The organism is Limnohabitans sp. (genome assembly GCF_031539175.1).
In the GTDB taxonomy this organism is placed as follows: domain Bacteria; phylum Pseudomonadota; class Gammaproteobacteria; order Burkholderiales; family Burkholderiaceae_C; genus Limnohabitans.
The window spans coordinates 1-10899 of sequence record NZ_JAVKLQ010000023.1 but is presented as its reverse complement, the minus strand read 5'-3'; the positions used below and the strand labels follow the sequence as shown (position 1 = coordinate 10899).

At 47.1% G+C, this 10899-nt stretch carries 12 protein-coding genes; 2 read left to right on the top strand and 10 right to left on the bottom strand.

Features of this window, described 5'->3' with window-relative positions; translation table 11 throughout:
* Window positions 1-79: 79 nt before the first annotated feature.
* Together RMS95_RS04540 and RMS95_RS04535 are read right to left on the bottom strand one after the other, a co-directional pair.
* The gene (locus tag RMS95_RS04540) at window positions 80-1303 is read right to left on the bottom strand and encodes a hypothetical protein (RefSeq protein ID WP_310643980.1); all 1224 of its coding nucleotides are present in this window, start codon (window positions 1301-1303) and stop codon (window positions 80-82) included.
* Window positions 1296-2072, bottom strand: coding sequence for a SprT-like domain-containing protein (locus tag RMS95_RS04535; protein WP_310643978.1), 777 nt, complete (start codon window positions 2070-2072; stop codon window positions 1296-1298). The genes RMS95_RS04540 and RMS95_RS04535 overlap by 8 nt, the downstream gene beginning before the upstream one ends.
* A gap of 72 nt (window positions 2073-2144) precedes the next feature.
* Between RMS95_RS04535 and RMS95_RS04530 the strand changes: the two genes are divergently transcribed.
* Complete coding sequence (locus RMS95_RS04530; RefSeq protein ID WP_310615346.1) at window positions 2145-2897, top strand: phage Gp37/Gp68 family protein; 753 nt, start codon at window positions 2145-2147, stop codon at window positions 2895-2897.
* Here RMS95_RS04530 and RMS95_RS04525 read toward each other — a convergent pair.
* Window positions 2894-3718: a three-Cys-motif partner protein TcmP gene (locus tag RMS95_RS04525; protein WP_310643976.1), complete on the bottom strand. Its 825-nt coding sequence runs from the start codon at window positions 3716-3718 to the stop codon at window positions 2894-2896. The genes RMS95_RS04530 and RMS95_RS04525 overlap by 4 nt on opposite strands.
* Before the next feature lie 125 nt (window positions 3719-3843).
* On the opposite strand from RMS95_RS04525, the gene RMS95_RS04520 reads away from it, so the two are divergent.
* Window positions 3844-4248: a hypothetical protein gene (locus RMS95_RS04520; RefSeq protein ID WP_310643974.1), complete on the top strand. Its 405-nt coding sequence runs from the start codon at window positions 3844-3846 to the stop codon at window positions 4246-4248.
* A 350-nt stretch (window positions 4249-4598) separates the two neighbouring features.
* Here the strand turns inward: RMS95_RS04520 and RMS95_RS04515 are convergent, their stop codons facing one another.
* The 7 genes from RMS95_RS04515 to RMS95_RS04485 all read right to left on the bottom strand — a co-directional run bounded on the left by RMS95_RS04515 (window position 4599) and on the right by RMS95_RS04485 (window position 10790).
* On the bottom strand, window positions 4599-6929 hold the full coding sequence (locus tag RMS95_RS04515; protein ID WP_310643972.1) for a helicase-related protein: 2331 nt from the start codon (window positions 6927-6929) through the stop codon (window positions 4599-4601).
* Window positions 6930-7035: 106 nt separating this feature from the next.
* Window positions 7036-7776 (bottom strand): hypothetical protein, encoded by a 741-nt coding sequence (locus RMS95_RS04510; protein ID WP_310643970.1) that lies wholly within the window; start codon window positions 7774-7776, stop codon window positions 7036-7038.
* On the bottom strand, window positions 7766-8158 hold the full coding sequence (locus RMS95_RS04505; protein WP_310643968.1) for a hypothetical protein: 393 nt from the start codon (window positions 8156-8158) through the stop codon (window positions 7766-7768). The genes RMS95_RS04510 and RMS95_RS04505 overlap by 11 nt, the downstream gene beginning before the upstream one ends.
* Before the next feature lie 89 nt (window positions 8159-8247).
* Window positions 8248-8583, bottom strand: a complete 336-nt coding sequence (locus RMS95_RS04500) for a hypothetical protein (RefSeq protein WP_310615340.1) — start codon at window positions 8581-8583, stop codon at window positions 8248-8250.
* Window positions 8584-8651: 68 nt separating this feature from the next.
* Complete coding sequence (locus RMS95_RS04495; protein ID WP_310643966.1) at window positions 8652-9758, bottom strand: DUF6094 domain-containing protein; 1107 nt, start codon at window positions 9756-9758, stop codon at window positions 8652-8654.
* Window positions 9759-9820: 62 nt separating this feature from the next.
* On the bottom strand, window positions 9821-10393 hold the full coding sequence (locus RMS95_RS04490) for a DUF3275 family protein (protein WP_310643964.1): 573 nt from the start codon (window positions 10391-10393) through the stop codon (window positions 9821-9823).
* Window positions 10394-10505: 112 nt separating this feature from the next.
* Window positions 10506-10790 carry a hypothetical protein gene (locus RMS95_RS04485; RefSeq protein WP_310643961.1) on the bottom strand — a complete coding sequence of 95 codons (285 nt, stop codon included), beginning with the start codon at window positions 10788-10790 and terminating at the stop codon, window positions 10506-10508.
* Window positions 10791-10899: the final 109 nt, after the last annotated feature.

The window sequence follows — 10899 nt, the reverse complement described above, 5'->3', positions numbered from 1 at the left end:
CCGTGACGGATGAGGAATTGACTATGATTGAAAACCGATTGAATCATCGCCCCAGAAAGCGACTAGGATTCAAGACACCTCACGAGGTATTCCATGCCTCGTTAAAGCGTGTTGCACTTCGTCCTTGAATCCGCCAATTAAGGTTTGATGCAAACCATTGATTTGCAAGCACTACAACCTGAATTTTTTCATCTCCAGCGCTCCATGCTGTGACAATCCAAGGCCACATTAAAAGCTCTTCATAGCAAAAAATGACAGCCAATGATGTTGACCCAACTTTGATCAGTCCACTGTCAAACCAGCGCATGGGCATATGTCCGGCCGATCTCCAAGGATGCCAGCCGCCCACAGGCATCGGAATTCTTGCATGGACTGTTCTAACAGAGTTTGCTTCAAAAAGGATTGCGCTGTTCGATTGCTCATGGTCTGTATCAACGATGTCAAATCCCACGATAAGCCCATTGTCAGGGCTGGTGCTCGCGGTCGTCATGCTTTTCCATAGCCATTCGATGTTGGTTTGCCACACACCGCCCACACTTTCAGGTAAGACCACTAGGTTTGGAGAATCAGCAGCACCTAATGCGCGACTGGCAAGATTAACCAATTCAAGTTGACGATTGAAGTGCTCTGATTTGCTTGTCGGGTAGCGTGGCAGCTGCGTATCAATATTTTTGACTGCTAGATCCCCCGTGTTTTGGTTTTGTTCCCACGCAATATTTGCGACTACGGATGTTACGAATAGCAACGCAGTTGCAAAAGCTGAGGCAACTCTAATTTTTTTGTTGTCTGCTAAAAAAATCAATGCAGTGAATGGCCATGAAACGATGCAAAATATCAATCCATAAAATCCTAGATTCGGAAAAAGCCACCCAGCGCTCAATAGTGGAGAAGGGGCGTTGAAAGCTGCTAATGGAGGCAAATTTGTTACTGTCAATAGGGCAATCAAGCTAATGCACCTTGGTGCAAGTGACCTTGTCCACGTAACGGACCAGATCAGTGTCAACACGCAGATGTAGACCGTGAGCACACCAAAGCCTAGTGACTGCGACCAATCTGTGATTCGTTGCGCAGCGATGGGCAAGTCAATCCACGCAACAAAATGGTACGCCCCAATCAAAGCAACGACTTGACTGCGCGACGTACACGTTAACCAAACAAATGGGATCAACCAAGTCAATAACATTTGACTAGGTGTTTGGTCTAAGTGCCAAGCGCAATATGCGATGGCGGCTCCCACACTCATCATCAGCAGGATGCTCTGAGAGTTCTTCGAATTCAAAAACATTTTGGAGCGTTCAACCATTTGAACCAACGTTCATCAATGAGGCCATCAGGTGGACGTTGCAATCGCCGCATATCAGGTTAAGCGTTGGCTTGCCCCATGCCTGCGCTCGGCACTCAGGACATACATATTTCAATCTGTTAGATGAGTTCTCTGCGCGAATAACCAATCCAAGTGAACTGTTGACACTTGCTGGTGCCGGTGAGTGAATTTGACTAGGGGAGGGGACAGATTCGTTCGGAATATGAGAATGCTTCAATGGGCTTTGGTCGCTATCCCATTTTGGGGGCTGTGTTGCTGGATACCTGTCGTACCAACTGATTCGAAATTTAGTCGCTAAAAGTTCACGGCAAGCCTTGAGAAATGGTCCTTCAACAATGTAGTGATCCATTTGATCACCCGTAGTTTTTCCACCAGGTTGTGCAGTGCTTGAAGGATGCAGACCTATTGACAACATCTTGTCGGCCCATTCTTGATTGTGATATTTGCCCCTGCCTGGCTTGCCATGGTGTTGTTGCCATAAGTGAACCATCTCATGGACCTTCGTAGAAAGGACTTCCTCGATTGACTGAATCGCAAAGTATTCGGGATTCAAAGCGATCTCATCGGTCTTGTGTCCATGCTCATCCACAAAGCGATCAGGGCTGTAGTAGCCCATGGTTCGTTTGTTTCGTTGTAATGTGATCAAACATGCAGGCAAAGTCTCACCAAACAAACGTTGGTTGAACCAGTCATAGGCAATCTGAAGCTCTCTGTAGGTTTGCTCAGTCGGACTTCCTAAATATTTCATTCACAAATTGTATTGCACAATACAATTATTGATGTAAAATTCACCAATCGGTTTTGAAACGAGGGGAACAACATGGCAAGTCAATCGACAATTGAATGGACGGAACAGACTTGGAATCCAACGACTGGTTGTACCAAAGTTTCACCTGGCTGCAAACACTGCTACGCAGAGGTGATGGCTCGCCGATTGACCGCAATGGGGGCAAGTGGTTACGAAAATGGTTTTGAGTTAACGCCACATCCAAGCCGTTTGGATCAGCCGAAAAAGCGCAAAAAGCCAACGACCTACTTCGTTAACTCAATGAGTGATTTGTTTCACGAGGAGGTTGACGATGATTTTTTGGATCAAGTGTTTAACGTAATCCGATCCACGCCGCAGCACACCTATCAAATTTTGACGAAAAGAGCCGAGAGACTTCCTAAATATTTCTCAAGTCGTCAGTGCCCATCAAATGTTTGGCTTGGGGTATCAGTTGAAGACAAAAAATATGGTGTCCCGCGCATTGAGCATCTCAAAAAAGTTAAGGCACACATACGATTTTTATCGGTAGAGCCACTTCTTGAAGACCTTGGGAGCCTCAACCTCAATGGCATTGATTGGGTCATTGTGGGTGGCGAATCTGGGCACAAAGCACGTCCGATGATGGAAGACTGGGCGCTTGGCGTCCAAAAGCAAGCGGAAAAAGCAGGTTCCGCTTTTTTCTTTAAGCAGTGGGGGGGGTGGGGTGCTGATGGAGTGCGGCGTCACAAAAAAGCAAACGGCCGCACTCTTGGCGGTCGGACTTGGGACTCGTACCCAGTGATTCAAATAGCCGCTGCTACTTAACCAAATAAGCTTCCTTGCCCCTCAGGGTTGGAAGCGACTTCCCAGAAATCGTGAGCAAGTTCGTGTTTGGCTGCCAACAATAACCAATACAAGGGCTGATTTTTTTCACCCGTTATCAGTTTATGTTGTTGAGATGGCCAAACCCCCAAGGATTCGATTTTCGAACGCCAAAACTCAACGATGCGGCGGCGAATTTCAATGGGCGGGGCCAGCGTATCGACTGCCTCTCGCCAACCAGGTGCAAGAATGTCAAACGTAGACTCATCTGCCTTTAGGTTGCTCTCTAAATTTCTTTGCAAATCCATGGCACTTAAATGGACCAGCATATCCATTCTCTTGCATGATGCAAGTTGCTGGATGATTTCAAAGTTCAGCGCTAAGTTAAAGGGGTCTACAAACGCAAAATGCAAACCGTGCGGATAGCGTTGTTTGATTTCTTTAACGATTTCGATAACGGCTTCATGAGCTGGAAGGCAATAGCCTGTAACGGGGGCTCCAAGTTTTTGAAGTTTCTCAGTACAAGCTGCTAATAAGTCGGAGTTTGAGTCGTTGATAAATATTTGCGAAAATGGGGCTCCACCTTCAACGCTAGCCTTCCAAGCGACGACCGCACTCCCATCGACGAGTTCGCTAGACCCACGAATTGAGGCTTGTCCTGAGCCACAAAAAAGATCTATATACGTAGCGCCGCCTCTGCCAAGAGGGGGCAAATATTTTTGTCGTGTTTTTCGTGCTGTATTGATATATCGTTGCAAATACGCATGTTTTTCTCGGACCCAAGGTCCGACGATGCTTTGTTCATGATTGTTCTTTGTGTTCATGCCAAGGTGTCGAATTTTTAACGATGAATATTGCGAAACAAATTTATACTATCATCGTTTTAACTAATTACTCATCATATGTTTGATGAAATGCATTCTTATGCACTGATTTACCAAGGAAACTCATGCTCACGAAAAATTTTATTTTCTTACTCTCAGTCACCGTTGCTCTTAGTGGTTGTGTCGCAGCTGCGTTTGTTCCCAGTGCAGGTATTTTGGGCGCAAATGCTGGTGGCGTAGGAACCGCTGACGAGCAAAAACTCACTGAAATTACGGCTAAAAACTTTGGTGTCGATAAAACTCAAATTTCAGTATCAAATTTACAGAAAGACTCTTCTGCTCTAGGTGGATCATCAATTTATTACGATGTCGAGATCACAACCAAAGGGCAGAAGAAGAACCTTAAATGCATGGTTTCCAGCAGTTTTGGAGTTACATCATTACCGTTGTGCGCCAAACCAGGTGAATCATTGACCGGTGGTGGCTCTGATAGCTGTAACGCGCTTTTGAAAGCTGCTGGGAAGTGCTAAATATTTAGTGCGTATTCTGGCTACTCATGGTCGGCACACGTATTGGAGTTCTACTTTCTCATAGGCTTCAATGCTGTTTAGTTCTTTTTTCACAAAAACCACATCGGCATTGCCACATACTTTATGGATGGTTCTCAGGCAATCTGATTGTGGGGAACACGCAGTCGTGTGAATCACTCGACCTGCGCTATCTCTTTCTGCAAAAAGCGAGCACCCTGCGAACAAAATAGAAACAAGGATCAGAGACGCGAAAGACTTTTTCATATAGGGAAAAATTAAATTATTCGTATTAACTATAGCAGCTCGCCCATCAAAAAATCCCCCAAGCCTTTCGACTTGGGGGGGGAGAATCAGCTAACTAGCTGCTTGGCCAAGGCAACTTCAATTGAGTCACCATCTTGATTTAATACCTCTAATCCCGTTTGGGGCATGTCTCCCGAAGTAGATTGAGAAACTGCGATTTTCTTGGCCATGAGAGTCAGACATTGCTCTTGTGCACTGCCTTCGTACCCCAAAAATATGACTTCTACAGCCACCTTCTGACCAATGCGCCAACTTCGACGTGCCGCTTGCTGCAATGTATAGACGTTGTAACCCGTCTGCATGAACACGATGGTTGGAAATTCCAGCATGTCCAAGCCCGTTTTGACAAGCTCAGGATTGGTGATGATGACATCAACCCCACGTTCAACCTGATCGGCCAACCAGTCTTCACGCTTTGCAGCTTCGACCGTAGCTCGTAGCACTGCGACTTTAAAGCCTGCCTGCTCCAACATAACTTTGAGTCGTGCCGTGGTATCACGTCCACCTGTGTAGGTGGTGTAAACCAAGACTCGACGTCCGCGTTGACGCTGTTGCCTACAGATTTCTAGTAGCTTGCGCTCTTTAGGCATAAGCTCAACATCACTGTAGAGACTAGGTGCCGAAGCCAGCATGGTTTTACGGTGTGGGTGATAGACGTATTCCTCGCGGAAACAGCAATCAGGCCACGCTAACAGCACGTTGAGCACCACGCCTAGAAGCGAATGATCTCCAGCACGCAGCGAGTCGTTCAAAATTCGGCGCAGCGTTGAAGCTAACCGCATTTCGTAGACTTGCTTTTGCATCTCATCCATAGCGATTGGAATGAAGATCTCCTCATAAGGCGGCAACACATTCCCGCCAATGTCTTTGAGTTTCAAAAACGCGGTATAGGGCACCACATAACGCATGATGCCCTTAGGTCCAAAGCCTGGCCCCTTGGTGATGCTGGTTTTATCACGGTTGCCACGCGCTGTGCGATGCGAACCTTCGTCACGCTCTTTCTGCGTTTCAATCAAAACACCGTGAGCAGCCATGAAGGCATTGCTCGCTGGCCCAATTGAATTGCGCTCGTTGTAGCTGAAACCATCCTCAATCATCATCTTGGGATTGAGGCGATAAAACAGATGAAACAAGTCATCTGCATAGCCGCCCATCAAAGTACCGGTGAGCAAAATGGTCTTGCTTGCACAAGCGGCCAACACACCCATGGCTTGCCCTTGAGCTGAACCCTCGTTCTTGTACTCATGACCTTCATCTACCAACAATGTGCCAAAGAAGCCTTTGGGCAAATACCGTTTAATGAACTCGGTGGGCTGGTAGCCCCCCTGACCAAAGCTAATTTCGTTGTTCCCAAGGAACCTCTCCATACGCTTGGCTTGTCGATCAGAAAATAACAGCTCGCCGTCTTCGTCCATCAAGTTGATGAAATTGTGAAAGTTGTCTTCCAGCATGTTGGCCAACATGGCTTCGCCAAAATTTTTAACCAAACGTTCAGCGGTTTTGTCGCCGATGCTTGGAATTTGACGAAGCGCATCGAGGACACGATCGCGTTGAGACTTCTCAGGAGCCTTGCCTCGTGTCAAAGTCCACAAGGGCTCGTGGCAATGGTTACAGGACATACGCCGACGATTGAGGTAATCGTCAGCTAGGTATACCTGCAAGGGGGCGTTTTCATCGTCATGCATAGTCTCTCCGCAATGGCCGCAAGCGGCCACCCGCAAAACTTGATAGTCACCTTCTTCACGACTGGTGCCAACGATTCGGGTGACGTAGGAGGGTTTCCAATCAAAGCCCATGCGCATGCGCACGCGCCCCAGGATGAAAAACTCAGGATGCTCAGGCTTATCCCGCATTGAGCGGATTTGCAAGAGCTTTCGCAATGTGTCAGGACCATTCAAAATCCAAACTCGTGCATGTGGCACCGTCTGAATAATTTCACGTCGCCACTTGTAGACCAAGTGAGGGGGTGAAATCACCAAAGTGCGAACAAAGCCCTCTTTGTGCAAAACAGCGGCTGTTGCAATGCCCATGAGAGTCTTGCCCGTGCCCATTTCGCCGTTGATAACGGCTCCGGACTCACCTGAACCGATCAACAACTCACCTATGGCGTGAACTACCTCGCTTTGAGCAGGGAACGGCTTGCGAAGCAAACTGTCGAGTAGCTGATCCCATTCAAGCCGACGAACCTCTTGGTAAATCGGTGGGTTTTGCTCTTGAACAGCATCCAGTAGGCCTTCGCCAAACTGACGAATGAAATCCGGCAGAGTGATGATTTGCTCCAAAGCTTGTCCGTCTGCATTACCGCTTGACTGGTTTTTTGAAGGGCTAATCTCAATTGCTTCGAGCACATCGACTTCGGGTGTTGCATATGCATTCATGGGGAAATCTCCAAAATTACGCGAAGACATCCCCTTGCGGGGATGCGTCCCCGCTAGGGTGGTTAAAAAATGTCCTGTAAACCGTCTAAACGGCCTTCAGGCAGGGTTACATGGCCAAAGCCATGGGGTTATGTGCAGGCAATGCGCCTGATGTAGTTGGAGGCACTTTTTGAGATCCAAGGTCTAAGCGTCCGGTACGCACCAGGTCTGTGACGATCTGGGCAAACTTTGATTGATCCAAAGTAACCTTCAAAACTATGAAGTCCCCGACAGGCTCAGAGAGCAGTGGATTGATGTCTTCGTGGCCACGTTGACCCATTCGCAGCAGCATGCTGTGCTCAATTGCCGCGATCACAGGATCGCGCCAGTGAGGCAACAGCGGGATGCTGGCCAAGTGGCTAATCGCTGCCCACAAACGAGTCTTGATCTTGTCCACCATCTCAGGATCGAGTTGATGGGCTTTCGTGACTTGAATGTTTGGCAACTTGGGGACTTGCTCAATTACCCATGCCACATCAGCGCCTTTTACAGGGGCCAAAATGACAGGGTTATAAAGCCACAAGTGATTCAAATTTCCGTACACGCACTTGGGCAGTCGCCCACTTAACTTGTCCAGATCTTTGACATTTCCAATAAAGACTTTTTGCGACCGCGCTTCGTTAGATTGCGGCTTAAGCGTTAGCTCCTGCAAGCCATCTTGGTGCTGAGCGCCGAGTTGCATGCGAGCAAGAAGTTCCTTGATAGCAGTATCGCGCCCGTAGGCACTTAGCATCAACAAACGACCAGCTTCATCACGTATACAAGCGTCTACAAAGATGCCTTGGCAACGTTCAACTTCATAAAGCATTCGAAGCCTCCTGTTCCATGCCTTGCTTGGCCTGATTTTGTGCTTCGTAGTGCTTTTGAATTTCACATTTAAGTGCATCAAGAAAGCCTGGTGTTGTAAACACTTGGTTGTGTTGATCACGCACCACGACTTCTGTAATTCGCTTTGGCAAGTTGTGGATTAACGTCTTTGAAAAGTCACCAGCGATGCCGTATGAAAGTACATGACGTTCAAAACCACCTTCAACTTGGAATACAGAAGCTTGGGTTCGAAGACCTTTGCCTGGTGCCATTGGTTTGTAGGTTGAAATTTTGAGCACCTGCTTGGCGTTCACTTCAATGCGCGTTAATGCTTTCCATCCATCGCGCTTGTCCTTATGGACGTTAATTTCAAAATTTTCCATGGTTGCTCTCCTAAAAATACGAGAACATCCCCCATGCGGGACGTTCCCGCTAGGGTTGAAAAAAGTCAGTAAATGACGTGTCGTGAAAATTAGTGCCCTGGCGCTCTTATCCAATCATGAAAGATTTGAATGAAACGTTCTAGCACTTGGTCGCTACCTGTGAGTGATGAGTCCTGATCAATTAGCCATTCACCCAGTGGTTCAATGATTTCGTAATAAAGAACACCTGGATAAATTTCATTCACTCTTTCTGGCTGGTTCAAATACTTGGAAATGAGTTCAGCACATTCAGCGGCAAAGTAAACAAAGCCAGTGTGGCCGTTCCAGGCCTCATAGTCTTTGCTGTGAGTAGGGTGCTGCAAAGCTCCCGCATACAAAAAGGCGCATATCTGCGCGCAATCCAATAAATTGGCTGCTGTGTTCATGGTGGATCTCCTAAATAAGCGAAACCACCCCCATGCGGGATAGTCCCGCAAGGGTTAAAAATTTCTAATCACTGAATCGTGACTAGATTTCCGAACATCGGTCCTGGTGTGAACTCAATCGCACGAATGACTGGAACGAACTTGTCGGTGAATGTACGGATTTCGCGCATGTCACCGTCTTTGCCCGTCTCTTCAAACGTCACTTTTAAAGCACGATCTTTGTGCGTGTCGCCCTTGACCAGCAGCATGCGGCCATCGGGTGAGCGCACAACTCCTGAAATCTGACCTGCGGCAAGTGCCAACGCCAAATGCCAATCACGTAGTGCACGCAAAGGACGTCGATGCTTTTGAACACGGCCACCAAAGTGTTGTTCAAATTGCGGCCAAAGGGTAGATCGGTGCATTCGCTCGACTTCATGAGCTAAACCATCTGTTTCGATGCGATGAGCAACGAACTGGATGGAATCTAAGACACAGTTTGGCACCTGATAGCAAGGCCAAGTCCAGTGATCTGGTAACTCGGGAGGAAGAGTTCCTGTACCCATGGCTTCAAGTTGACTGGCCAGCTCGGGATCGAGGCGATCAGCTTTTCGTTTGACACCAAACAAGACACATTGCTTAAATTTTTGCTCTGGTGCCATGAATACTCGCACATCACGATAGCTCTTGGCAATCAAGGCAGAAAATTCAGCATCAAAAACGTAGTGAGGCACAATTAAAATCAGCACACCTTCAGGCATGAGCCATGGATGTGACAGCCTGTAAAAATGCTTCTCAAGACGTTTTTTTCCACCAGTTGCAGCATCAAGCTGCGCTTGATCTGAAACCATGTCTCCGTATGGTGGATTAAGTAGCAGCAATCCAAATTGACGTACCTTTATTGCCATTTCAGCAATGTCGGCATGAGCAACTACGTCAAGCCATTGCCGAGCATTTTGTGATCGCTCCGCGTTGTATTCCACCCCAAAAGACTGGGGCTTTGCTCCAAGCTCTTGTAAGTGGTTTTTTACTTCAGCTAGTGCTGCACCTTCACCGCAACAAGGGTCAAGGATCGCCAGTTTTTGATCGACAGAGGCATCAAGCGCTTGCAAGATGCGTCCCATAGTGACTTCATCTGTTGGGAAATATCCGTTCTTGATGAAATTGTGTGCGAGGCGCGAAAACATAAGTGCCATTGAAATCTCCTTCTGGGTTTTGAATGGAGATGCCCTAACGGCATCTCCGTTAGGGGGTGGGATTAATCTTGGACTATTGTCCAAACTTGATCTTGCGCATTGAAGCGATAGCCAGCTTCTTTAAGGCGGTCACGCTGCCTACGGAATTGCTCCCGATCAACCGTGGGGTCTAGCGCGATTTGAGCGCACTGGATAAAGGCAGAGTACAACTCGATACCAAAAAGTTCCATGTCATCGTTTTCAGTTGACTCAGATCGTTTCTTGGCAATAGGGCGTACAACTTCTTGTATTGGCGCAGACTGAGAAGTGTTTTGAAATTTCTCATCAACGGGATCTGGTTCCGCCTGAGTCGATGGAAGATCTTGCGGTGGAGCGTCGCTCTCATCGGCGATGATGAAACCACCCTCTGCAATTTTGGCGATCAGTTCTGTGAAAAATCCACCACGCCATGGCACGCCCTTGGTGTAAATTTTTTCAACAAGAAAATCACCTTCATAACTCCCACGCTTGAATTGATCAAGCGCTGGATCTTTGACTTTGAAGTCTCCAATTGAAGTTTTCAAAGTTCCTACACAAAAAAGGCCATTACGACCTTTGATTTCTTCGACGATGAGTCGGCCTGCAAATTTTTGCATGTGATCTCCAAAGTAAAAAATGGAGACCCCCGTGAGGAGAGTCCCCACGGGGTTGATGAATTGGTCAAACGACCAAAAGGTGATTTTTGAATGTATTTAGTAAGACAAAAAATTACAGCCAACGCCCTGGCGTTATGCCTGTAAATTGAGCTTTAACTTCGCTATCAAACAATGGGAGCATTTTTGTATGGTGAGAGTACACATACTTGAAGAGCCAATGAACAATATCAAAACGTGAATCTTTGATTTCTTGTATTGCTTTTGCATATGCACGACTTTCACAACATTCGGAGGCAATTTGCCACAGATCGCTAGAAACCGCATCTACATCATTGGTTTGAATCGCTTCAATTTTGAAATTTTCAAAATCGGCGGATTCAAGGACGAAGTGCAACACGCTTTAACGAGGCATGGAATACCTCGTGAGGTGTCTTGAATCCTAGTCGCTTTCTGGGGCGATGATTCAATCGGTTTTCAATCATAGTCAATTCCTCATCCGTCACGGT

Excerpts from the sequence above, each read along its gene's own strand:
- RMS95_RS04490 (WP_310643964.1), bottom strand. The coding sequence starts at position 10,393 with ATGCAAAAATTTGCAGGCCGACTCATCGTCGAAGAAATCAAAGGTCGT.
- RMS95_RS04525 (WP_310643976.1), bottom strand. The coding sequence starts at position 3,718 with ATGAACACAAAGAACAATCATGAACAAAGCATCGTCGGACCTTGGGTC.
- RMS95_RS04515 (WP_310643972.1), bottom strand. The coding sequence starts at position 6,929 with ATGAATGCATATGCAACACCCGAAGTCGATGTGCTCGAAGCAATTGAG.
- RMS95_RS04500 (WP_310615340.1), bottom strand. The coding sequence starts at position 8,583 with ATGAACACAGCAGCCAATTTATTGGATTGCGCGCAGATATGCGCCTTT.
- RMS95_RS04535 (WP_310643978.1), bottom strand. The coding sequence starts at position 2,072 with ATGAAATATTTAGGAAGTCCGACTGAGCAAACCTACAGAGAGCTTCAG.
- RMS95_RS04520 (WP_310643974.1), top strand. The coding sequence starts at position 3,844 with ATGCTCACGAAAAATTTTATTTTCTTACTCTCAGTCACCGTTGCTCTT.
- RMS95_RS04510 (WP_310643970.1), bottom strand. The coding sequence starts at position 7,776 with ATGCTTTATGAAGTTGAACGTTGCCAAGGCATCTTTGTAGACGCTTGT.
- RMS95_RS04505 (WP_310643968.1), bottom strand. The coding sequence starts at position 8,158 with ATGGAAAATTTTGAAATTAACGTCCATAAGGACAAGCGCGATGGATGG.
- RMS95_RS04530 (WP_310615346.1), top strand. The coding sequence starts at position 2,145 with ATGGCAAGTCAATCGACAATTGAATGGACGGAACAGACTTGGAATCCA.
- RMS95_RS04495 (WP_310643966.1), bottom strand. The coding sequence starts at position 9,758 with ATGGCACTTATGTTTTCGCGCCTCGCACACAATTTCATCAAGAACGGA.
- RMS95_RS04540 (WP_310643980.1), bottom strand. The coding sequence starts at position 1,303 with ATGGTTGAACGCTCCAAAATGTTTTTGAATTCGAAGAACTCTCAGAGC.